The organism is Leuconostoc lactis (genome assembly GCF_007954625.1).
GTDB classification, from domain to species: Bacteria; Bacillota; Bacilli; order Lactobacillales; family Lactobacillaceae; genus Leuconostoc; species Leuconostoc lactis_A.
In genome coordinates, this window is sequence record NZ_CP042420.1 from 1,091,555 (window position 1) to 1,114,370 (window position 22,816).

The window sequence follows — 22,816 nt, forward strand, 5'->3', positions numbered from 1 at the left end:
GGAGGAAACTACATTGGCTAAGGAAACTTACGTTCGCACAAAGCCCCACGTTAACATTGGTACGATTGGACACGTCGATCACGGAAAGACGACTTTGACTGCCGCAATCTCAAAGGTATTGGCTGAAAAGCAAGGGATCGTCGCAACTGATTTTGCTGAAATCGATAACGCGCCTGAAGAAAAGGAACGTGGTATCACGATCAACACTTCACACATCGAATATGAAACAGAAGCACGTCACTATGCCCACATCGATGCCCCTGGTCACGCCGATTACGTTAAGAACATGATCACTGGTGCCGCTCAAATGGACGGTGCTATCTTGGTTGTTGCCGCAACTGATGGTCCTATGCCACAAACACGTGAACACATCTTGTTGGCACGTCAAGTTGGTGTTGACTACTTGGTTGTCTTCTTGAACAAGACTGATTTGGTCGATGACGAAGAATTGGTTGAATTGGTTGAAATGGAAGTTCGCGAATTGTTGTCAGAATATGACTTCCCAGGCGATGACATTCCTGTAATCAAGGGTTCAGCTTTGAAGGCACTTGAAGGTGACGCTGAACAAGTTAAGGTTATCGAAGAATTGATGGATACTGTTGATTCATACATTCCAGAACCAAAGCGTGAAGTTGAAAAGCCATTCTTGATGCCTGTCGAAGACGTCTTCACAATCACTGGTCGTGGTACAGTTGCTTCTGGTCGTGTTGACCGTGGTGTATTGACTACTGGTACTGAAGTTGAAATCGTTGGCTTGAAGGATGAAGTTAAGAAGACAACTGTTACAGGTATCGAAATGTTCCGTAAGACTTTGGAAGAAGCTCAAGCGGGTGATAACATCGGTGCATTGTTGCGTGGTGTTGACCGTAACGAAATCGAACGTGGTCAAGTTTTGGCAAAGCCAGGTTCAATCAACACACACAAGAAGTTCAAGGCCGAAGTCTATGTCCTTTCTAAGGAAGAAGGCGGACGTCACACACCATTCTTTACTAACTACCGTCCACAATTCTACTTCCACACAACAGACGTTACTGGTGTTGTGCAATTGCCAGAAGGCGTAGAAATGGTTATGCCTGGTGACCAAGTGACATTCGAAATCGAATTGATCTCGCCAGTCGCTATCGAACAAGGTTTGAAGTTTACTGTTCGTGAAGGTGGCCACACTGTTGGTGCTGGAACAGTTACTGAAATCGAAGACTAATATTAACGATTAGTTTTAAAAACACATACATTGTATGTGTTTTTTTTGTGCAAAAAAATAGGATAACGATAAGTTATCCCGGGGTTAGTTATCTGCTTGATCGTCTGCTTGGGCGCGGCCCAAGGCAGCTGAACGGGCATCATCTGCAGTTTCATCCGGTAATGAGATCAGTTGATCCAATGGATTGACGTTCTGTTCTTCACGCGTTACAATTTTTGCCATAATTCACCTCCGTTCTTGATAGTATAACGCACTTTATATGCAAAAATATACAAATATTCAAAGTTTTTTCGTATATTAAATGCATATTTATTGTGAGTGTGTATAATTAAAGCTAGAGATCAAAGGAGTAAGGCAATGACTGAATTATTAAAAATCGTTGATTTAAAAAAACAATATGGTGATAAGGTGATTTTTGATCACGTGAATGCACAGGTCAAGCAGGGTGAGGTAATTGCCATTCTTGGCCCATCTGGTGCTGGTAAATCAACCTTTTTACGGGCGATTAACTTACTGGATGCGCCAACGAGCGGCCAAGTCATTTTTGAAGGTAACGAATTGACCAATTTAAGCGAGAAAGCATTGGATCAATTACGTGAAAAAATGGGCATGGTTTTCCAAAACTTCAATCTATTTCCTAATTTGACGGTCTTAGAAAATATTAAGCTGGCACCGGTCCAAGTGAAAAAGCTATCTGATCAGGCTGCTACTGAACTTGGCCAGAAATTATTGGCGCAAGTTGGCTTAGCCGATAAACAGGATGCCTATCCGGCTAGTTTATCTGGTGGACAAAAGCAACGTGTGGCGATTGCACGGGCGCTGGCGATGTCGCCTGACGTGATGTTATTTGATGAACCAACGAGCGCGTTAGATCCAGAAATGGTCGGTGAAGTACTCCAGGTCATGAACCAACTTGCTGAAAATGGGATGACCATGTTGGTTGTGACGCACGAAATGGGCTTTGCCCGCGAAGTGGCCGATACCATTTGGTTTATGGCGGATGGTGGCTTACAGGAAGTGGCCACACCGGAACAATTCTTTGCAGCACCAACGACAGCGCGCGCTCAAGATTTCCTACAGAAAGTTTTATAATTTGCATGACACGGTTATATTTCACCGTGTTTTTTGTTATCATGAGGATATGATAACGATTAATGACGAAAAACGCCAGGCTGGCGAAACAGCCGCGCAACTAATTACTGATGGGATGACGGTCGGTTTGGGGACAGGTTCGACTGTGGCTTACTTCTTAGAGGCGTTGGCTGCACGCATCCGTGATGAACAACTGCACATTATCGGTGTGACAACATCTTTTAAAACAGCCGCGCAAGCCCAAGCATTAGGTATTACAATTGTGGACATTGATGATGCGCCCATAATTGATTTAACGGTGGATGGGGCCGATGAAGTTGATGTCCACATGAATGGCATTAAGGGTGGCGGTGCGGCCTTTTTGATGGAAAAAATTGTCGCTAAAAACTCAAAGCGCATTGTTTGGATTGTCGACCAACAAAAGGTGCATCAACAATTAGGTAGTTTTCCTTTACCGGTTGAAATTGTGCCCTTTGGGCATGGTAAATTGGTTGCGGAATTTGCGCAACAGCAACTGCATCCAGTGTTGCGGCTTAAAGACGGTGAACCAGTGGTCACGGATATGGGACACTACATTGTTGATTTACATTTAGAGGTTATTGACCAACCAGAAGAACTCGGGAAATATCTAGACGGTCGCGTGGGAGTTGTTGAACATGGCCTCTTTTTGAATATCGCTGATGAAATCATTATTGGTCAGGAACATGGACCAGCATTTTTGTTACGACAAAATTTACAGAAATAAATGCAACACAAGTAAAGCGCTTACATTTCGGTGATGAAAGCGGTATAATAGGCTTATAAGATCATAAGTTAAGGAGTATGTTGCATGACCTCATGCAACAGCATAAGTGAGATGGCCTATAAAAATATTTTAGTTGCAATTGATAGCTCAAATGTCGCTAATTTGTTAATCAAACGGGCGCATGAGATGGCGCCAAACGCCCATTTAGATATTTTGAATGTCGTCGATACAAGTGGTGGCTACTTTGGCACGATGGTTATGAATGCAGACATTGTATACCAAATGGAGCAAGATGCTGAAACCGCTATTCAGGCAGCCTATGTGTACGCCCACAGTATTGGTCATGACGACGTGGATATTCACGTGCGTTTTGGGTCTCCTAAAAAAGTGATTGCCAATGACTTTCCAAAAGATCATCATAATGATCTTATTGTTGTCGGTGAAACAGGCTTAAGCCGCTTGCAACGTGCAATGGCAGGGACAGTCCCATCATATGTGACGAAATCAGCCGCAGTTGATGTCTTAGTCCTAAGAACGAGCGAATTAACACAATAAGCGATCAAAAAAAGCACCCGCAGGTGCTTTTTTATTTGGCTTCTTTGAGGATTGTGATACCAGTGATTTTAACTGGATCAACCGGTGTTGACCCTTCACCACTGGATTTAACTTTTTGGGCTGCAATTTTATCAACAACGTCCATGCCGGCAATTACTTGACCAAACACGGTATAACTGCCATCAAGTGATGGATTACCACCATGTTTGTAAGCGTCTACAATTTTGGCTGGATAGTTGTTTTGATCAATTTTTTTAGTTTGATCGCTTTTATTTTGATTAATAAAGAATTGTGAGCCATTCGTATCCGGGCCAGCGTTGGCCATTGATAACGCACCGCGAATATTATAAAAGGATGAACTGGTTTCGTTTTTAAAGCCATTGCCACTATCGATCGCTGTGTTCTTATCATGCCAAATTGATGTGCCGCCAGAACCATCGCCTTTAGGATCACCACCTTGAATCATGAAGTCATTAATGACACGATGGAAAATGGTGTTGTTATAGTAACCATCTTTGGCGTGAGTTAAGAAGTTCTCAACCGCGAGTGGTGCATATTGATTGAACAGCTTAATGGTGATATCGCCCATTGTTGTACTGATACGCACTTCGCTTTCATTATCTGCGACTGTATCACTAAGTTGCGGCAAAGGTACTTTGTCTAAATTAGGATCTTTTTTAGTGTGAGAGGTGGCATTTTGTGCAGTCGTCCCGGTTTGTTGGTCTTTGGTCGTTAAGACTAAAATACCAATAATAATTGCTACCAAGATGGCTACCATTGCAGCAACACCAATATATTGTTTTTTCTTGTGCATGTCTGAACTCCTTAAATGCGTTCAATGAGATAAGCTTGGGCGGCTTCCGTGAGGTAGGCCGCTTGCTGATAGTCGGCTTTCAGGAGACTTTTTTGATAAGCTTGCCAATCAGCGGGGGGTTCACTAAATAGCACAATCAGGAGGCCGCCATGGGTTAAGCGGGGCAAAACACGATCAATTTGGTCCAGATAGTCAACTGGCCGATCCACCGCATTTTGTGCAGCTTGAGAATAATCAAAAATGGCAATGCGTGCCTGAGATTGTGGCCCTAATTCGGTAATGAACTGACGATCAATTGTTTTCCCTAGTAAGGTCACGCGTTCAGACAAACCACTCATGAAAAGTGAAGCGGCAGCTGCGTTCGCATTATCTTTGGTCGCCGTATAACTTAAGACACGACCAGATGGGCCGACACGCGTTGCCAGAAAGCGCGTATTAATGCCGTTGACGGTGGTACCATCAATGGTTGTGTCGCCAACATGCACGGTTTGTTCGATTAATTGATGGACTAAGTTATGTGTTGTTGGTAGCATACCGTTCTCCAAAAAATAGGTGATAAGAGAGTCTGAGTAATATCCAGCCGAGTGATAGGCCGGCCAGGACATCGCTGAGATAATGGACATTAAGATAAACACGACTAATTGGAATGAGGCAGATAATGAGCGTTAAAATCGTGATTATAAGATAACGGCACCAACGTTTTTGGACAAAATGTTGTCCCATTAGAATCAGGGTGCCGTAGAGTAAAATGGCCACCATACTGTGACCAGAAGGGAAGCTGTAGCCTGTCTCAGGTAAAAGTTGTGGCTGGGGCCGCGGATTTTGTACCCAATTTTTAATCAGGGCGGTAATCAGTCCGGCAAAAACGGCGACGTTAATCACGATAAAAATGGCCCAACGCCATTGCCGTTGACTGATTAAAATCACGGCGATTAACGTGGTCAAACCGGTGGTGAGGGCAATACTGCCTAATTGTGTCACGGTCATAAATAAGGTAGTTAACTGCGGTGATCGCTGTTGAATTACTAGCTGACCAACACGATTCAATTGCGCTAACCAGGTGGCTTTAGTTAGGACACCAAAGAGTAACACCGTAAAGGTTAGGGCGGCAAAAACAGTTAAAAATAAGTCAAAATTTTGTTTCTTAAGCATAATATATAGTATACCTGATTTACAGAAAACGTGATATAATTAGAGCATTATATTTAGCATTAGTACACATCGCGTGGCATTCAGAGAGTAGACGGTGGTGCAAGTCTACCAAGCAACATGTGGAACTCGGTTAAAGCAATTGAGAGTGAACTAACAGTAGCTTTTGACGTGGCGTCGCGTTAAGACTTTTGAGGCGTAGGAATACGTGAACATAGGTGGTACCGCGTTAAATCGCCCTATGTCACACTTTTTAGTGTGACATAGGGCGATTTTTTAGCCTAAATGTGATTAAATTTTTCAGGAGGAACGTGAGGGGCTGTAAAAGGCCTATCACATCAACAAACATGCCATACGAACATCAACAAATCGAGCAAAAGTGGCAAAAGTTTTGGGATGAGCACCAAACTTTTGCGACGACAGATGATACCAGCAAGCCTAAGTATTATGCTATGGATATGTTCCCTTATCCATCAGGCCAAGGCTTGCACGTGGGACACCCCGAAGGTTACACGGCAACCGATATTATGAGTCGCTTTAAGCGTGCCAATGGTTATAATGTCTTACATCCAATGGGATGGGATGCGTTTGGTTTGCCTGCGGAACAATACGCGATGAAGACTGGGCATAATCCAGCAGACTTCACCAGCGAAAACATTGATCATTTCCGTGAACAAATCAAAGCTTTGGGCTTGTCTTATGATTGGGATCGTGAAATTAACACAACAGATCCAGAATATTATAAGTGGACGCAATGGATTTTTGAAAAGTTGTACGAAAAAGGTTTGGCTTACGAGTCTAACATGATGGTCAACTGGGATCCAATTGACCGTGTTGTTTTGGCCAATGAAGAAGTCATTGATGGTAAGTCAGAACGTTCAGGCAACCCTGTTGAACGTAAAGCCTTGCGTCAATGGGTCTTAAAAATTACAGCGTACGCTGATCGGTTGGTTGACGATTTAGAAGATCTAGATTGGCCAGAAGCGATTAAAGAACAACAACGTAATTGGATTGGTCGTTCAAAGGGCGCAGCGGTTTTCTTTGACGTTGCCAATACTGACGACAAGATCGAAGTCTACACGACACGGCCTGACACGCTTTTCGGTGCAAGTTATATGGTGTTGGCGCCTGAACATCCGTTGGTTGATCAAATTGTGTCAGCCGAACAAGCCCAAGCAGTGGCCGATTACCGTGCGTCAATCGCAGCGAAGTCAGACCTTGAACGGACGGATTTGAACAAGGATAAGACTGGTGTCTTCACTGGCGCTTATGGCATTAATCCAGTCAATAGCGAACAATTACCAATTTGGATTGCTGATTATGTTTTGGCTTCTTATGGAACGGGGGCTATCATGGCTGTACCAGCCCATGATGAGCGTGATTATGAGTTTGCCAAGAAGTTCGGCCTAGATATTAAGCCGGTGATTGCTGGTGGCGATATTACCGAAGCGCCTTATACCGGTGATGGTGTGCATATCAATTCAGAATTTTTGGATGGGTTGGATAAGGCGACAGCAATTGATGAAATGATTACTTGGCTCGAAGCACATCAAGCGGGACACGCACAAACAAACTTCCGGTTGCGTGACTGGGTCTTCTCACGGCAACGTTATTGGGGTGAACCAATCCCAGTCATTCATTGGGAAGACGGGACGAAGAGTCTTGTGCCTGAAGCTGAATTACCATTGCTTTTGCCACGTGCCACTGAACTACGACCTTCAGGTAATGGTGAATCACCACTGGCAAACCTAACAGATTGGTTAGAAGTAACTCGTGAAGATGGTGTGAAGGGCCGTCGTGAAACCAATACGATGCCACAATGGGCTGGTTCATCATGGTATTTCTTGCGTTATATTGATCCACGCAACAAGGAACAACTAGCCGATCCTGATAAATTAAAGTATTGGATGAATGTTGACTTGTACGTTGGCGGGGCCGAACATGCTGTGTTACACTTATTGTACGCGCGTTTCTGGCACAAGTTCTTGTATGATCTTGGCGTTGTGCCAACAAAGGAACCCTTCCAAAAGCTGGTCAACCAAGGCATGATTCTTGGTGAGAACCATGAAAAGATGTCTAAGTCAAAGGGTAACGTGGTCAATCCGGATGATATCGTGGCTGAATTTGGTGCCGATACCCTCCGAGTGTATGAAATGTTCATGGGACCATTGACGCAAAGCAAGCCATGGTCTGAAGAAGGCATTACGGGTTCACGTCGTTGGTTAGATCGCGTTTGGCGCTTGTTGATTGATGATGAAGGTCAGCTACGTGACCGTGTCACGACGGTTAATTCCGGTGAGTTGGATAAGATTTATCATCAAACGGTCAAAAAGGTCACGGAAGATCTTGAAAACATGCGCTTTAACACGGCAATTTCTCAAATGATGGTGTTTGTCAATGAAGCTTATAAGGCCGACAGCCTATTCCTGGACTACATGACAGGCTTTGTACAACTATTGGCACCATTTGCACCGCATCTATCAGAAGAACTTTGGGTCCGTTTGGGACAAGAAGCTTCTATTTCATATGTGGCTTGGCCAACTTATGATCCAGCACAACTTGTTGAAGATACGGTTGAAATCATTTTCCAAGTCAACGGTAAAGTACGTGGTAAGGCCACAGTGGCGCGTGATATCGATCAAGATGGCATGATTGCTGCGGCTAAAGAAGATGATAACGTTCAAAAGTTTATCGCGGATAAGACGATCCGCAAGGTCATCGCCATTCCAGGCAAATTTGTCAACATTGTCGTTGGCTAAAAGATGACTTAAATGATTTAAGATGCTGGTAAGTCATTACCAGCGTACATAATGCAAGAGGAGTACACACATGACGGATGAACAGCATCCAGGCGATTCAAAAATGCAAGGAAAGCATGTTGATAAAATCAATGTGGACGGCCAGGTATTAAGTGCAGATGAAATTCTAGCCCGAGCCCGTCAACGCATCCAAGCAAAAAAGCAACCCCATAATAGTCCAGTTGCTCGTCAACCACAATCAGAACACCCGCAGCCTCAGGTACAGACACAACGCGCTGCTGAACAATTAGCGGCAATGCAAGCGCAGAATGACCAAGCGCGTCAAAACATTCGGAAAAAGAAACCACAGTTGCAGTCTTCGCAAGCTGCTGATCCGTTTGCGAGCGACATCAAAACGGTTGTGCCGCCCCAAAAAGCAAAAACGCCGCAACCAGACGCCACAAAGTCAGCACAAGATCAAGCGCAAGCGACGCTGATCAAAGGCTCGGCTTGGTTGTCAGCAGGGAATATTATTTCTCGTATTCTTGGGGCGGTTTATATTGTGCCCTGGATGGCGCTGTTAGGTGCTGATTCAAACCGGGCTAACGGTTTGTTTGGTCAAGGTTACAATATTTATGCTGTTTTCTTGGCGATTGCAACGTTTGGTGTCCCAGCTGCTATTTCAAAGTTGGTGGCGCAATATCATGCGCGACGTGATGTGCATCAATCACGACAATTAACGCGCCACTCCTTGATTTTAGGGGTATTTCTGGGATTGGTCTTTGGGACCACGATCTATGTGCTGACCCCTTGGTTAGCCATGGGAGATCCTAACTTTATCCCAGTGCTGCATTCTTTGGCACCGGCCGTAGCAATTTTCCCATTAATGTCGATGTTGCGCGGCATTTTTCAGGGTTACCAGCTGATGAGCGTGTCAGCTTTGTCTCAAATTGTTGAACAGATTGCACGTATCATCTATATGTTGGTCAGTGCGGTGATTATTTTGAAGGCGACGCCGGGTAACTGGAGTGCCGTTGTGGTGCAGTCAACCTTTGCGGCTTTCATTGGTGCGCTGTTTAGTATGCTGGTGCTCGGTTGGGGTTGGATTAAGTATCACAACATTGTGATGCAGCCAATGCCACATGATGCGCCACGCGTCAACACACCAACTTTAAAATTAATCCTGGATATTTTAAAAGAATCTTGGCCGTTTATTATTATTGGTTCAGCCATTACACTGTTCCAATTAGTCGATCAATATACTTATTTTAATGTGATGAGTCATTTTTTTGCCATGACGAATGCACAGTTACAGACGGATTTTGCCTTGTTTAGTGCCAATCCGAATAAGTTGATTATGATCATTGTGCCGTTTTCGACAAGTATTGCCGCAACTGCTTTGCCAATGTTGTCGGGTAGTAAGGCAACTTTGACACATGCCGATATTCAACAACAGCTTAAGCAGGTCATTAAACTGTTTGCGATTGTGATGTTGCCAAGTGCTTTGGGGATGTTTGCGATTGCCTCACCGTTGTATAAGATGTTTTATCCAATTGATGTATCAAATCAAGAGGGCATTTACTTACTACAATATTCAACAATTTTGGCCATTGTCTTTAGTTTGTTTATGTTACTGGCGTTTATTTTACAAGCGTTATCGGAAGTTTCCATTGTGATTAAGGCGTTTGTTTACGGCTTGTTAGTCAAAATTGTTTTGCAAGTACCGATGATTCGCTATTTTGAAGGCATGGGCGCGTTAATTGCAAGTGTCATTGGGATGACCGTAGCGATTGCCTTTATGTTAGATTATCTCAATGCGGCGTATGGCGTGTCATTGGGGTCTCTTGGTAGAGAACTTTGGCAATTATTCATGGGTGCCTTAGTGATGGCAGCGGTAGCCTACAGTATCGTGTTTGTGATGAGCAACTTTGTATTCCCAATGGATACTAAATTGTCTGTCACGTTGACAACGTTCTTAAGTGCCGGTATTGGTGGCATTGTTGTCGCAATCATTTATCTTAAAATGGGATTTGGGGATGATCTTCTTGGGCCACGCATGGACCGGATCCCCGCTATATTACAACCAAAACGATGAGTTACTCGTCGTTTTTTTTTGACGCCAAATGAAGTAGATAAAAAATTATTAATAGACTGTTTTTCAATGCAGGGTTGGTGTATGCTAAAAATAAGTTTTGTGCGATAGGAGGTCTGTTATGACAAATCAAGACACGCAAACCGTTTTGCAACCAGAGTTAATTAATCAATTAGATCACAAAATTTTGTATTTGGGCCAATTGCAGAAAGCAATTTCGACAAATCAAGTCCCACTGGTCTATGAATTGCTCGATTCAAAAAAATATAATGAACAAATTCGACAACGTGCGCATGCTGATAGTAATCACGAACTGGCGAGTTTAGTCGCTGATATTCAGCAAGACATTGCGCATTTTTTAGCGCCAGAATTATTGGCCTACTTAACGGCAACTTTTGATTTTCTACGCTTTGAACAAGATGACGAGAATCCCATATTGTATCGGGTTTATCTTGGTGACTGGTGGCATCATCGGCAACTGGGCGTTTTAAATGTGCTCACGATTACCATTGATTATGACCAAAAAGTGATGGCAGAATTGACGCAAACCGCGCAATTAGCCAACGGGGATAGTTTGAATGCGGCGCATATCCAAGAAGTCAATCAAATTATCATGGGACTAGAGGCCTTTTTGGCTGATGATACCAAGCGACGGCTAGAATTGCAGGTGCTTGACGATCAAATTAGTGCGTTGCAAGCCAACAAATCTGGTTTGTTTGGCCGAAATGATAAAGCGACTCGTGAAAACTTGGAAAAAAAGCGCGAACTATTATTGGCGACGCAAAAAAGAGTGCCTGAAGTGGAAAAGAAGTTGGCTGCCCAACAAGAAGAATTACTCACTTTGGAAAAAGAAGATGCGCTACGCCAACTTGAACTGCAAGCTATTTTGAGCCAATTTGAAACAGTACCGGCATTTACGACGGCTTTGGCTAATAGCTATGTGGCTTACTTGACACAATTTAGTAAGGACTAGGTGTGTATGGATAATTTTGAAACAAACCAATATAGTGCACAACTTAGAAAAGATCTCATGTTATTTGAACGTTGGCAAGTACTTGTCGACGCATTGGGCACAACAACAGAACCAACCGAATTATTAGATATTTTACAAAAGATGCTGGCGTTCGATATGCATCAAGCTGAGATGATGAGAATTGCCAATCCGTTTTGGTTTCCCAACACGCACTGGGTTACTGTGGCCTTTGCCAAATTATCAGAAGCGGCTTCGCTTTCAGACACAACCATTGCGCTCCCCCAAGGGCAAAAAGTGGCGGAGTTGCATTTTTCCGAATGGCCGAATGCGACTTTCCGCTTTACGAAAGCACCGTTGGCTGCTGGCGGTTATTATTTAGAAGAAACGGCCCAAAACTTGCGTGTCCTTTACTGGGATATGAATCGGCAACGGTTGTATTTGGATACCCAGCAGTTTGCCAAATTGGTACAAACAGAGGCGATCCAACTTGCCGGGATTGAGGCACTAACCACGTTCCAGAAACGCTTGGTGGCCATTGCGATGCAGTTGGGGGATATTGGCTATGATGTTGATATGCCGGGACTTGACGCAGCGCAACAAACGGCCTTGGTCATGATGCAAAAAGATTTACCCGCTTATGTCTTAGATAGTTTGTTCGTCACAGCTGCTAAACAACAATTTGTGCTCAAGCGAATGCAAGGGGAGACTTCAGGTGCGGAAATTAGTATCGGTGATATTGCCTTGAAACTGACCCAACATCGTCAAGATGACGGCCATTCGCAATGGACTTATGATATTATAGATCATGATAAGGTCATCACAATTTTCACGTTACTACAGCAATTGCCGTTCTTTTACTATTGGTACGCCGAACAGCTGACCTATGTTGGGTTAAAAGATAAACGCGAAGTGTTTGTCGATTGATAATGCTAGACGTGTGTTGCGAGTACTTTGTTGTCAGATGTATTTAAAGGAGATCAATATGACATTACTGATTGGCGTTGCCATCATTGCAGTTGTTGCCATTGTGTGGATTAGCGTGTACAACGGCTTGGTTAAGTCGCGCATGCAGACCAAAGAGGCTTGGAGCCAAATTGATGTGCAATTGAAACGGCGAAATGACTTAATTCCTAATTTAGTCAATACGGTAAAAGGATACGCTGATTTTGAAAAGTCAACGTTGCAAGCCGTCACAGATGCGCGGACAAATGTGACGAGTGCGCAAGGCCCAGCAGCCACAATGGCAGCGTCTGATCAATTGTCAAATGCCTTGACACACTTGTTTGCCGTTGCTGAAGCTTATCCTGACCTCAAGGCGAGTGCAAACTTTACGAAATTGCAAGAAGAATTAACAAATACTGAAAACAAAATTGCCTACTCACGGCAATTATTTAACACGACAACAGCAAGCTATAACACGAAACTGCAAGCTTTTCCTAGCAATATTATTGCCGGTATCCATCATTTTGAACCCAGCGAATTTATTGCGGTTCCTGAGTCTGAGAAAGAAGTGCCAACGGTTAAGTTTTAATGTTATATGAGCAGATACAATCCAATAAACGACGGACAGTTGGCCTTTTACTTGGTTTTTTAATCTTAGTTGGCCTTGTTGGGGCTGCGGTTGGTTACTTGTTATTAGGTTCTTTGACAACGGGAATCGTTGGCGGTTTGGTCATTGGCGCCATTTATAGTTTATTGATGGTGAGTAATTCAACTAATTTGGTGATGACCATGAATCATGCCATTGAGGTAACACGCGCTGACCAAGCACCAGAACTTTGGCATACGGTTGAAGACATGGCCATGGTGGCACAAGTACCAATGCCACGCGTGTTTATTATTCAAGATGATAGTCCGAATGCGTTTGCCACTGGTAATAGCCCCAAAACTGCTGCTGTGGCCGTGACAACGGGGCTGCTGGCGTTAATGAATCGTCAGGAACTTGAAGGCGTGATTGCACATGAAATGAGTCATATTCGTAACTATGATATTCGCATTGCAACGATTGCGTTAGCGTTAACAGCGGCGATTACCATGCTGACCAACTTGGGCAGTAATTGGTGGTTTTTCGCTGGCGCGAGCGGCCGTGATCGGGATAATCGCGACAATAATAGTGGTGGCGGGCAGATTCTTATTTTTGTTTTGTCACTAGCGGTCATGATGTTTGCACCGTTAGTTGCGGCAATCATTCAAATGGCCATTTCGCGTAACCGTGAATACTTGGCAGATGCGGGCAGTGTGGCGTTAACGCGTAATCCGCAAGAATTGATTGCGGCGTTACGTAAGTTAGACAGTGCCCCACCAATGCAAGATGTCGATCCATCATCGGCGGCGCTCTATATTAATAACCCATTAGAAAAGAAAGCACATCTTTTTGATACACATCCACCGATTGCAGAACGGATTGCCCGTTTAGAGAAAATGTAAAAACATTGGCTAATTTAGCCAATGTTTTTTTGTTGTCAATGCGTACACTAAATTCTAATTGTTATGATAAAATAAAGATAATTAAGAAAGTTTAAAATTTGTTGTAAAGAGAAGGGATTCGGTATGGAAAGAATTGATAAACAAATCGTTGCATCCGGGTTGGGCTTACTGAGCGTTGCCGGTCTTGGTACTGGCTTGGCACACGCTGATACAGTCCAACGGGCAGTGAATCAGGCTGTTGTGTCACTATCTGGACAAGGCAAAGTTATACAGACGAGTGTGACCGCGACGGCACCATTAAAAATTGCCACGGGTAAAGTCGTGGCGTCGACACCGACAACACCACAAGCGGTTGTTACGACAAAACCAGAAATTTATCGCGTACAATATGGCGATTCACTCTGGGACATCGCCAAAGCGCATGATGTCAGTGTGGCAGAACTGGTGGCAAATAATCCGGGCTCTGACCTGATTTCTGTGGGCCAACAGTTGGTGATCCCAACCACACAGGCAACCGCATCCCCATCAGTTGTCGATACACAACCTGTCGCACCAACCATTACTGCTGACCAAACAACAGTCAGCACGTCTGCAAGCGTGACAATAGAGATAACAACCCCAAGTGATGTGACAGTACAACCAGCACCCGAACAACCGGCATCAACACCACTTGTGCAACCTAATCAACCAACCGTGACCGAACCAGTGACGCGTCCGGTAACTGATTCAGCAACGTTGACAACTGGTACAACTGCCAGTGATGCAGTGAATTTGGTGGTGTCATCAGGTAATCAGTTACGTCAACCAACGTCATCAACAGTCACCCAACCCACAGAAAATGATCACCAATCTGATGTGAACGTCGACAATACATCAGATAATGTTGTAACTGATGCCAAGCCGGCACAGCCCGTGACGTTACCAACAACCACGCCAACGGTATCAAATGCAACGCCAGTGACAACGCCAAGTGTTGTGGCGTTAGCACAATCGTTGACGCAACAAAACATTTCGTATGCTTGGGGTGGCGACGACTTGGCTGGTTTGGATTGTTCAGGCCTTGTGCGCTATGTTTTCCAGCAAGCGATTGGTAAAACGCTACCACATTCTTCGGTGGCACAAGAAGGTTACGTTCAAAAGAAAGCAGTGGCTGATGCCAAACCAGGTGATTTGCTCTTTTGGGGAACGCCGGGTGCTAGCTACCATGTGGCCATTTATATCGGTAAGCAAGCCTATGTGACTGCACCAGGTCCAGGCGAAACCGTGCGTGTTGAAACCATTTCATCTGCATTTATGCCAAGTTTTGCCGGGCAATTTTAGCTATATTTCGTAAGATTAAAAGGGTTGATTTTTCTCATAAAAACCTGTAAAGTAATACCAATAACTAAATCGTTTATTTGCAGATATATCGCTGGAAAATGGCCAGCAGTTTCTACCACGCCCCAAAAGTCGTGACTATCCGCAAGTGTTAGCTCGTATCTTTAATACTGGCCAAGCATTTGTGGATCTGTGTATCCCAAATGCTTTTTTTGTATCCAAATATCGAATTTTGTTATCTCATAATCGGCGGATCCGTTAACAATTGTGTTGACAAAAAGGCCTAACTAAACAATAAATGGTGAACACACAGTCATAATCATGGCACTGTTGTTATCACGTTTAAAATCGGAGGATCTCATGCAAAAATTTTTCTTAGACGACGAAAAGCCTAAGTTCAGCGCACGCAATAAGTTTGCCAAGATGGGCTTAACTTTTGATGATATGAAGTTGGTTTATGATGCAAATGCGCAAATCCAACCAGAAGATGTATCAGTCAGCACGGTGTTGACACCAACGTTAAAGTTACAATTGCCTTTGATTTCAGCTGCAATGGACACAGTCACAGAAGCCCGTTTTGCGACAGAATTGGCGAAGTTAGGCGGCTTAGGTGTTGTGCATAAGAATATGACTATTGCAGAACAAGCAGATGAAATTCGTGCCGTTAAAACGGCTACTTTTGATCAGGCGGCGTTCCCTAATGCTGCGGTTGATGCCCAAGGTCGTTTGCTAGTGGCAGGTGCTGTCGGTGTGACGTCAGATACAGTCAAGCGTGTTGAAGCGATGGTTGCTGCCGGTGTTGATGCGATTGTTTTGGACTCAGCACATGGTCATTCTGAAGGTGTGTTGCGTAAGGTTTCTGAAGTGCGTGAGGCCTTTCCAGAATTAAACATTATTGCGGGTAATATTGCCACAACTGCTGGTGCAGCTGCTTTGTATGAAGCTGGTGCTGACGTGGTTAAAGTTGGTATTGGCCCCGGTTCAATCTGCACAACCCGTGTCGTTGCTGGTATCGGTGTCCCACAACTTTCAGCAGTTCGTGATGCTGCTGAAGAAGGTGCTCGTCGTGGCAAGTCAATCATCGCTGATGGTGGGGCCAAGACGGCGAAAGATATTATTAAAGCTTTGGCTTCTGGTGGTAATGCTGTGATGCTTGGCTCAATGTTTTCTGGGACAGCAGAAACACCAGGAGAAGTCTTTGAAGATAACGGTAAGCAATATAAGACATACCGTGGGATGGGGTCAATTGCAGCCATGGAAGCCGGTTCAAAGGATCGTTATTTCCAAGGTGAAGTCAATGAAGCCAAGAAAATGGTACCCGAAGGTATTGAAGCGCGCGTGGCCTATAAGGGTGCTTTGGCTGATGTGTTAGGGACAATGATGGCAGAAATTCGTGAAGAAATGGCCAAAGTTGGTGAACAATCAATCGATGACTTGACAAAGGGCCACCGAATTACGCGTGATATCCAAGTAATTGATTATGAAGCAGAACGTGAAAACGTGAAAAAGACGATCACGATCCCAACCTTTTAATGACAAATTCACGGAGAAAAAACATGTCTGAAAATACTGAAATTATGGGCCTAGGCTATGATCAAGTCTTGCTAGTGCCTGGTGCATCAAATGTTTTGCCACATACCGTGTCATTGGCGACACAACTTGCAGATAACTTTACACTCAATATCCCACTGATTGCAGAAGCTAATGGCACAGTCACGGATAGCCGTGTTGCTGCAACTGCGTTAAATGGTGGTCTTGGCGTCATTGCCGAACAAGAAGATATTGCCGCACAAGCGGCTGCGGTTGCGGCTGCTAAAGCAACGGTGGTTGACTTGGATAAGTATCCAAAAGCCTTTTTGGATGCACAAGGTCGCGTACGTGTTGCGGCTGAAGTTTGGTTGACAACTGGGGCGCAAGAACGCGTAGCCGAACTAGTTGCAGCTGATGCTGATGCGATTTTCTTCTACTTGCAAGCAGGCTTGGACAAAGAAACAAATGATATTGTTAAAGTAGTACGCAAAGCCTTTCCAACGACATTTATTGCCGTTGGGGTGGTTGAAGATCAAGGTATTGCTGGTGCGCTTTATCAAGACGGTGTCGATGCCGTGATTGCTGGTCGTTCAGTCGATTCACAACTACCAAACAACGCCTTGTACCCATTCTTGACGACGACAATGGCCATTGCTGAAGTAGCAGCTGACTATGATAAGGCAGTGATTGCCACTGGTGGCGTACACTATTCAGGGGATGTTGTGAAAGCTATTTCTGCTGGTGCTGACGCCATTTTGGTAGCTGATTTACTGAAAGGTGAAGTACTAGAAGCAGACGGTACATTTGCCGGTGGCGACATGTCAATTGATGATGCGATTTTCCAAGCAGACGGTGGTTTGCGTGCGGGGATGGGCTATACTGGTTCATCAACGATTGTCGACCTTAAGTTAACGGCACAATTTGTTCAAATTACGGATAATGGTCTGCGCGAATCACATCCACACGATGTTGAAATTACTAAAATCGCGCCAAATTACGCGCAATAAATTCGCGCAAAGGCGCATAATGGATAAAAGGGAGTATAATGCATGGCTAATGTAAACGCCGATAAAGTTCTTGTACTAGACTACGGTAGCCAATATAACCAACTGATTACCCGCCGCATTCGTGAAATGGGTGTTTTTTCTGAATTAAAGTCACGTAACATGACTGCCGATGAAGTGAAGGCCTATAATCCAAAAGCAATTATCTTGTCTGGTGGCCCTAAGTCGGTCTACGAAGAAGATGCTTTTACGATTGATAATGACATCTTTGAATTGGGTATTCCAGTATTGGGTGTCTGCTACGGGATGCAACTCATGGCTCAGAACTTGGGTGGTAAAGTTGAAGCAAACCCTGGTAACGGGGAATTTGGTCAAACAGTCTTACACCAAACAGATACAGCTGGCTTGTTGTTTGCCAACACACCAGCAGATCAAACGGTCTTGATGAGCCATTCAGATAACGTTGTGGCTTTGCCAGAAGGCTTTGTTGTCGCTGGTGGTTCTGATAAGACACCGATTGCAGCGATTGCCAACGATGAACGTCGTCTGTATGGTGTACAATTCCACGCCGAAACAACCTTATCTGAACATGGTAAGCAAATTTTGCACAATTTTGTGTTTGACATTGCTGGTGCGGAAGCAAACTGGGATATGAGTGGCTTCATCGACGAACAAATTGCACGTATTCGTGAAGTGGTCGGCGACAAGAAAGTTTTGCTCGGTCTATCTGGTGGGGTGGATTCATCAGTTGTCGGCGTTTTGTTGCATAAAGCAATTGGCGACCAATTGACATCAATCTTTGTGGATCACGGTTTGTTGCGTAAGAATGAAGCAGCACAAGTGATGGAAATGATGGGCAAGCAATTTGGTTTGAACATCATTAAAGTTGATGCCCAAGAACGTTTCTTATCAAAGTTGGCTGGCGTCACTGATCCAGAACAAAAGCGTAAGATCATTGGAAATGAATTCATTGAAGTCTTTAATGATGAAGCAGCTAAGCTCAAAGACATCGACTTCTTGGCGCAAGGTACTTTGTATACTGATGTGATTGAATCAGGTACTGACACAGCTCAAACAATCAAGTCACACCACAACGTGGGTGGTTTGCCAGAAGATATGCAATTCCAGTTGATTGAACCATTGAACACGCTGTTCAAGGATGAAGTTCGTGAGTTGGGTGAAGCTTTGGATATGCCACATGAAATGGTATGGCGTCAGCCATTCCCAGGTCCTGGTTTGGGTATTCGTATCTTAGGTGATATCACGGAAGATAAGCTTGAAATCGTCCGTGAATCAGATTGGATCCTACGCGATGAAATCGCTAAGGCTGGGCTTGAAGGTGACGTTTGGCAATACTTTACTGTGTTGACTGGCGTGCGTTCAGTTGGTGTGATGGGCGACTATCGCACATACGATTATACAATCGCGATTCGTGCCATTACGTCAGTTGATGGCATGACAGCCGACTTTGCACAATTGCCATGGGAATTGTTGCAAAAGATTTCTGCCCGCATTGTCAATGAAGTGGGGCACATTAACCGCGTTGTCTATGACATCACGGCTAAGCCACCAGCTACCGTTGAATGGGAATAAAAATAGTTTCCTAATAACGCGGGTTACAGGCGTTTTTGGGGACATTTGGGGACATGAGCTTTAATTAAAAGTATCATTTAAGGTCACGTACAGCATGTCTGTACGTGACCTTTTTGATTAAACTAAACCACGATTATGGGGGATTATCACATTTTGATAAAGGTTTGACAAAAATAATGAAATTGTGATATATTTTACTTGTAGCGCGACGCTGCGCTAACCCAGCATAAACCGTCTTTTTGTTTTATTTAGTATGCTGCAAAGCAATTTTTTCCATATATTTTTATTTTCCATATATTTTATTTGAGACGTTATCAAAAAACGATTTGTGAAAGATGTCTTAGGGGTGTGCTGGGTTTTAAAACTATCATGCGCCAGGTACTTGATGTTATTGAGTACCTGGCGTTTTTTGTATTGTAAAAAATTGAGAAGTCAATTTTTACAAGTATTATCATCTCTGCGGTATAATAACTGTGTAGCGATGGCGTGATTCATATTGCTGCTACCCCAGCAGATAGCTTAAGAACATGATTTAATCCTACCTATCTCCTTTCAGCTTATTGACCAATAGCTGCTGTTTGCTGGGGTCTTTTTATATGTGATGGTCAGTCAAAGCAATACGTTAAAAATATATCAGCCTTTTGATAATACTGGTCGATATCGCTTGTATTGTCTTGATTTATGGTAAAATAGGTAGGTATATAGTGCAAAATAATCTGAGGGCATTTATGGCGATTCATTATCCTGCTGGTATTCGACGTACCGCAACAGCAGCCAATCAAGTTCGGGTTGGGAAGACAACTAAAAAGGCCTTAACGTTTGGTAAACGTGGCATGGGGTTAGAAGAAGAGATTAACCTCGCAAATGCCTATTACTTAGCGAACAAGCTGGCTGTCATACATAAAAAGCCAACCCCAATTACGATTGTGAAAGTGGACTATCCCGCTCGTGCTGCCGCCAAGATTACCGAGGCTTATTTTAAGCAAGCATCGACAACTGATTATAACGGTGTATATCAGGGTCGGTATCTTGATTTTGATGCGAAAGAGACAAAAAATAAGACGTCTTTTCCGTTGAAAAATTTTCATGAACATCAAATTGTGCATTTGGCACAAGTGTTGGCACAAAATGGGATCGGCTTTGTTTTAATTAAGTTTACAACGTTAGATGAAACTTACGTCTATCCGGCCAGATACTTAATTGAACAGTGGCAACGCCTGCAAGGTAAACAATCAATTCCGTATCAAGCAATCGTGCGTGATGGTTTTAGAGTCCCACACAGCCTGAACCCCAGTTTGGATTATTTAAAAGCAGTTGACCAATATTTTCAACAGCTAGACTAACATTTAGGAGTACGCCCAATAATTATGGCAAATGATAACCAATGGTCACGTGTGAATCGTAATCAAAATTTGTATGATAATCATCCTGCAACTGAGCCCCCAACGATTCCTCCGCATCACGACAAAAGGGGTGGAACGGGCGGTTCAAAGCCACCAAAGAAGCGTAAATCTTGGCGACGGATCCTCTTAACCGTCTTTTTATGGCTCTTAACCTTAGGGTTTATCGGAGCACTAGCAGGTGCAGCCGTCTTCTTTACTTATGCGAATGAAGCGCCTAATATCACTGAATCAAACTTAGCCTCTGAAAATTCCAGCGCGGTTTATGACGATCAAGGTAATCCGATTTGGAAATTATCAACGGTGCAACGGAATTACGCAAATTCTAATGAAATTCCGAAAACCTTAAAAGAAGCGGTGGTGTCGATTGAAGATCGGCGCTTCTATAAACACGGTGGTGTTGATCCCATTCGAATTGCCGGTGCTGCTTTAGCTAACTTACGTGGTTCAGCATTAGGGATGCAGGGTGGGTCAACCTTAACCCAGCAACTGGTGAAATTATCAGTGTTTAGTACCTCAACTGCTGATCAGACCTTAAAGCGTAAAGCGCAAGAAGCCTGGTTAGCTATGCGGGTGGAAAAGAATTTCTCAAAAGATGAAATCCTCACTTTCTATATGAACAAAGTGTACATGGGACATGGCATTTCTGGGATGAAAACGGCGGCTGAATATTTTTATGGGAAGCCGTTAACTGAACTTTCTTTGCCACAACTGGCTTTGCTTGCGGGGATGCCACAATCACCAACAAACTATGATCCGTACCTGAAAGATACGACGGCTGCTAAGACTCGTCGTGATACGGTCCTAGATGCAATGGTGAAGTATGGCGCTATTAGCCAAAAGCAAGCCGATGATGCCAAGAAAGTGCCGATTAGTGATGGCCTACAAGATATCACAGCTAAGACACAAATGGCCAATGCTGGTCGTAAAACCGTTGATGGTTACGTACAATCTGCGCTTATTGAAGCCAAGGCATTGGGGTATGACACGTCAAAACCTGGTCTCAAGATTTATACGAATTTAGATTCTGATTTGCAACAAAAGATGTATGATTTAGCCAATGGCAATTCAATTGCTTTTCCATCAAAGAATACGCAAATCGGGGCGACAATGACTGATCCGAATAACGGACATATCGTGGCGCAAATTGGTGGTCGTAATCAAGACATTCTTTTTGGGACGAACCACGCGACTTTGACTGGTCGCTCATCTGGTTCATCCATTAAACCGTTGTTGGACTATGGCCCAGCCATTGAGTATCTCAACTGGCCGACTTATCGGACAGTTGAAGATAAAAAGTATAAGTACCCTGGGACAAATCATGATGTCACGGATTGGGATGGGAAATACATGGGCAACATCACCATGCGTACTGCTTTAACCCAATCACGAAACATTCCTGCCGTACATGCCTTGGAAGAAGTTGGTGGTGAAAATGCTTCTAAGTTTATGAGTGCGATGGGTATTCAATTGAATAAGATCCCTGGTGGTCAAGATGCGATTGGTATGTCACTGTCAACAGTTCAAGAAGCCGGTGCGTTTGGGGCTATCGCCAATGGTGGTACGTACTACAAACCAACCTATATTTCAAAGGTTGTGACTGCGGATGGGACGACCCATAACTACAGTGTGTCGGGTAAGCGGGCAATGAAGCCAAGTACGGCCTTTATGTTGACTGACATGATGAAGGGCGTCATTAAGCCAAATGCGACGGCGGCTGATGCGATGATTCCTGGCCTACATCAAGCCGGTAAGTCTGGTTTAGTTGGTTTCGGTCCAGGAGAACAAATGCCGGATCGTGCCATTAAAGATGCTTGGTTTACTGGTTTCACAAGATCTTATGTCTTGTCAGTATGGACTGGGTATGATGACAATTCTCAAGGTTATATTCCTTGGACATACCAAGATTTGCCAGCACAATACTATCAAAAGGTGATGTCATATGCGATGCAAAACAAGCCGAACTCGGATTGGAAGATGCCGGATACGGTCACACCAAAAATCAATGGTAACATTGTGGAATATGAAGTGAAAAATGCGAAGTGGAGTAATGGTGGTTTGCCAACGGTGACATCTGCATCACAGTCTGGCGAAACACCAAGTGAAGCTGGTATTCCAGCTGGCGCTGCCTCGGTTGGTTCGTCAAACAGCAACAACTAGTATCAAAAAAACTTGCGTGAGCAGGT

At 44.0% G+C, this 22,816-nt stretch carries 20 protein-coding genes and 1 riboswitch; of the genes, 16 read left to right on the top strand and 4 right to left on the bottom strand.

Features of this window, described 5'->3' with window-relative positions; genetic code table 11:
- Window positions 1–13 precede the first annotated feature (13 nt).
- Entirely contained in the window at window positions 14–1,201 is a 1,188-nt protein-coding gene (gene tuf / locus FGL80_RS05525) for an elongation factor Tu (RefSeq protein ID WP_055308097.1), read from the top strand.
- Window positions 1,202–1,285: 84 nt separating this feature from the next.
- On the opposite strand, the gene FGL80_RS09050 is transcribed toward tuf, so the two are convergent.
- Complete coding sequence (locus FGL80_RS09050; protein ID WP_010003235.1) at window positions 1,286–1,423, bottom strand: hypothetical protein; 138 nt, start codon at window positions 1,421–1,423, stop codon at window positions 1,286–1,288.
- A gap of 135 nt (window positions 1,424–1,558) precedes the next feature.
- Between FGL80_RS09050 and FGL80_RS05530 the strand changes: the two genes are divergently transcribed.
- The 3 genes from FGL80_RS05530 (at window position 1,559) to FGL80_RS05540 (ending at window position 3,593) form a co-directional block, all read left to right on the top strand.
- Complete coding sequence (locus tag FGL80_RS05530) at window positions 1,559–2,293, top strand: amino acid ABC transporter ATP-binding protein (RefSeq protein WP_029509169.1); 735 nt, start codon at window positions 1,559–1,561, stop codon at window positions 2,291–2,293.
- A 49-nt stretch (window positions 2,294–2,342) separates the two neighbouring features.
- Entirely contained in the window at window positions 2,343–3,038 is a 696-nt protein-coding gene (gene rpiA / locus FGL80_RS05535) for a ribose-5-phosphate isomerase RpiA (protein WP_055308096.1), read from the top strand.
- Window positions 3,039–3,149: 111 nt separating this feature from the next.
- On the top strand, window positions 3,150–3,593 hold the full coding sequence (locus FGL80_RS05540) for a universal stress protein (protein WP_055308095.1): 444 nt from the start codon (window positions 3,150–3,152) through the stop codon (window positions 3,591–3,593).
- Between the two features lie 31 nt (window positions 3,594–3,624).
- On the opposite strand, the gene FGL80_RS05545 is transcribed toward FGL80_RS05540, so the two are convergent.
- Genes FGL80_RS05545 through FGL80_RS05555 form a run of 3 tightly spaced genes read right to left on the bottom strand, consistent with a single transcriptional unit; the run spans window position 3,625 to window position 5,559 of the window.
- A complete protein-coding gene (locus FGL80_RS05545; protein WP_055308094.1) occupies window positions 3,625–4,407 on the bottom strand; it encodes a peptidylprolyl isomerase in 783 nt (260 codons plus the stop codon).
- A gap of 11 nt (window positions 4,408–4,418) precedes the next feature.
- The gene (locus FGL80_RS05550; protein WP_055308093.1) at window positions 4,419–4,940 is read right to left on the bottom strand and encodes a hypothetical protein; all 522 of its coding nucleotides are present in this window, start codon (window positions 4,938–4,940) and stop codon (window positions 4,419–4,421) included.
- A complete protein-coding gene (locus FGL80_RS05555) occupies window positions 4,921–5,559 on the bottom strand; it encodes a phosphatase PAP2 family protein (protein ID WP_147001845.1) in 639 nt (212 codons plus the stop codon). Before FGL80_RS05555 ends, FGL80_RS05550 begins: the two co-directional genes overlap by 20 nt.
- Window positions 5,560–5,903: 344 nt before the next feature.
- Here FGL80_RS05555 and leuS point away from each other — a divergent pair, with 344 nt between their 5' ends.
- The 12 genes from leuS to FGL80_RS05615 all read left to right on the top strand — a co-directional run bounded on the left by leuS (window position 5,904) and on the right by FGL80_RS05615 (window position 22,790).
- Window positions 5,904–8,315 (top strand): leucine--tRNA ligase, encoded by a 2,412-nt coding sequence (gene leuS, locus FGL80_RS05560; protein ID WP_055308091.1) that lies wholly within the window; start codon window positions 5,904–5,906, stop codon window positions 8,313–8,315.
- Window positions 8,316–8,385: 70 nt separating this feature from the next.
- The gene (locus FGL80_RS05565) at window positions 8,386–10,389 is read left to right on the top strand and encodes an oligosaccharide flippase family protein (protein ID WP_055308090.1); all 2,004 of its coding nucleotides are present in this window, start codon (window positions 8,386–8,388) and stop codon (window positions 10,387–10,389) included.
- A 118-nt stretch (window positions 10,390–10,507) separates the two neighbouring features.
- Complete coding sequence (locus FGL80_RS05570) at window positions 10,508–11,359, top strand: hypothetical protein (protein ID WP_055308089.1); 852 nt, start codon at window positions 10,508–10,510, stop codon at window positions 11,357–11,359.
- Between the two features lie 6 nt (window positions 11,360–11,365).
- Complete coding sequence (locus FGL80_RS05575) at window positions 11,366–12,283, top strand: hypothetical protein (protein ID WP_010001894.1); 918 nt, start codon at window positions 11,366–11,368, stop codon at window positions 12,281–12,283.
- A 58-nt stretch (window positions 12,284–12,341) separates the two neighbouring features.
- Complete coding sequence (locus FGL80_RS05580) at window positions 12,342–12,890, top strand: LemA family protein (protein ID WP_055308088.1); 549 nt, start codon at window positions 12,342–12,344, stop codon at window positions 12,888–12,890.
- Complete coding sequence (gene htpX / locus FGL80_RS05585) at window positions 12,890–13,786, top strand: zinc metalloprotease HtpX (RefSeq protein WP_055308087.1); 897 nt, start codon at window positions 12,890–12,892, stop codon at window positions 13,784–13,786. The genes FGL80_RS05580 and htpX overlap by 1 nt, the downstream gene beginning before the upstream one ends.
- A 123-nt stretch (window positions 13,787–13,909) precedes the next feature.
- Window positions 13,910–15,106: a C40 family peptidase gene (locus FGL80_RS05590; protein ID WP_055308086.1), complete on the top strand. Its 1,197-nt coding sequence runs from the start codon at window positions 13,910–13,912 to the stop codon at window positions 15,104–15,106.
- Window positions 15,107–15,167: 61 nt separating this feature from the next.
- Window positions 15,168–15,264: riboswitch (purine riboswitch) on the top strand.
- A gap of 199 nt (window positions 15,265–15,463) precedes the next feature.
- Window positions 15,464–16,636 (top strand): IMP dehydrogenase, encoded by a 1,173-nt coding sequence (gene guaB / locus FGL80_RS05595; protein WP_055308085.1) that lies wholly within the window; start codon window positions 15,464–15,466, stop codon window positions 16,634–16,636.
- 23 nt (window positions 16,637–16,659) lie between these two features.
- A complete protein-coding gene (locus FGL80_RS05600) occupies window positions 16,660–17,640 on the top strand; it encodes an IMP dehydrogenase (protein ID WP_147001846.1) in 981 nt (326 codons plus the stop codon).
- A gap of 42 nt (window positions 17,641–17,682) precedes the next feature.
- Window positions 17,683–19,230, top strand: a complete 1,548-nt coding sequence (gene guaA, locus FGL80_RS05605) for a glutamine-hydrolyzing GMP synthase (protein ID WP_010000317.1) — start codon at window positions 17,683–17,685, stop codon at window positions 19,228–19,230.
- 728 nt (window positions 19,231–19,958) lie between these two features.
- Window positions 19,959–20,573, top strand: coding sequence for a Holliday junction resolvase RecU (recU, locus tag FGL80_RS05610; protein WP_029509181.1), 615 nt, complete (start codon window positions 19,959–19,961; stop codon window positions 20,571–20,573).
- 24 nt (window positions 20,574–20,597) lie between these two features.
- Window positions 20,598–22,790: a transglycosylase domain-containing protein gene (locus FGL80_RS05615; protein WP_055308083.1), complete on the top strand. Its 2,193-nt coding sequence runs from the start codon at window positions 20,598–20,600 to the stop codon at window positions 22,788–22,790.
- Window positions 22,791–22,816 lie beyond the last annotated feature (26 nt).

Coding starts and splice junctions, on each gene's coding strand:
- FGL80_RS05580 (WP_055308088.1), top strand. CDS start 12,342: ATGACATTACTGATTGGCGTTGCCATCATTGCAGTTGTTGCCATTGTG.
- FGL80_RS05530 (WP_029509169.1), top strand. CDS start 1,559: ATGACTGAATTATTAAAAATCGTTGATTTAAAAAAACAATATGGTGAT.
- FGL80_RS05550 (WP_055308093.1), bottom strand. CDS start 4,940: ATGCTACCAACAACACATAACTTAGTCCATCAATTAATCGAACAAACC.
- FGL80_RS05600 (WP_147001846.1), top strand. CDS start 16,660: ATGTCTGAAAATACTGAAATTATGGGCCTAGGCTATGATCAAGTCTTG.
- guaB (WP_055308085.1), top strand. CDS start 15,464: ATGCAAAAATTTTTCTTAGACGACGAAAAGCCTAAGTTCAGCGCACGC.
- FGL80_RS05565 (WP_055308090.1), top strand. CDS start 8,386: ATGACGGATGAACAGCATCCAGGCGATTCAAAAATGCAAGGAAAGCAT.
- leuS (WP_055308091.1), top strand. CDS start 5,904: ATGCCATACGAACATCAACAAATCGAGCAAAAGTGGCAAAAGTTTTGG.
- guaA (WP_010000317.1), top strand. CDS start 17,683: ATGGCTAATGTAAACGCCGATAAAGTTCTTGTACTAGACTACGGTAGC.
- FGL80_RS09050 (WP_010003235.1), bottom strand. CDS start 1,423: ATGGCAAAAATTGTAACGCGTGAAGAACAGAACGTCAATCCATTGGAT.
- FGL80_RS05575 (WP_010001894.1), top strand. CDS start 11,366: ATGGATAATTTTGAAACAAACCAATATAGTGCACAACTTAGAAAAGAT.
- recU (WP_029509181.1), top strand. CDS start 19,959: ATGGCGATTCATTATCCTGCTGGTATTCGACGTACCGCAACAGCAGCC.
- FGL80_RS05545 (WP_055308094.1), bottom strand. CDS start 4,407: ATGCACAAGAAAAAACAATATATTGGTGTTGCTGCAATGGTAGCCATC.
- rpiA (WP_055308096.1), top strand. CDS start 2,343: ATGATAACGATTAATGACGAAAAACGCCAGGCTGGCGAAACAGCCGCG.
- FGL80_RS05570 (WP_055308089.1), top strand. CDS start 10,508: ATGACAAATCAAGACACGCAAACCGTTTTGCAACCAGAGTTAATTAAT.
- FGL80_RS05540 (WP_055308095.1), top strand. CDS start 3,150: ATGGCCTATAAAAATATTTTAGTTGCAATTGATAGCTCAAATGTCGCT.
- FGL80_RS05590 (WP_055308086.1), top strand. CDS start 13,910: ATGGAAAGAATTGATAAACAAATCGTTGCATCCGGGTTGGGCTTACTG.
- htpX (WP_055308087.1), top strand. CDS start 12,890: ATGTTATATGAGCAGATACAATCCAATAAACGACGGACAGTTGGCCTT.
- FGL80_RS05615 (WP_055308083.1), top strand. CDS start 20,598: ATGGCAAATGATAACCAATGGTCACGTGTGAATCGTAATCAAAATTTG.
- FGL80_RS05555 (WP_147001845.1), bottom strand. CDS start 5,559: ATGCTTAAGAAACAAAATTTTGACTTATTTTTAACTGTTTTTGCCGCC.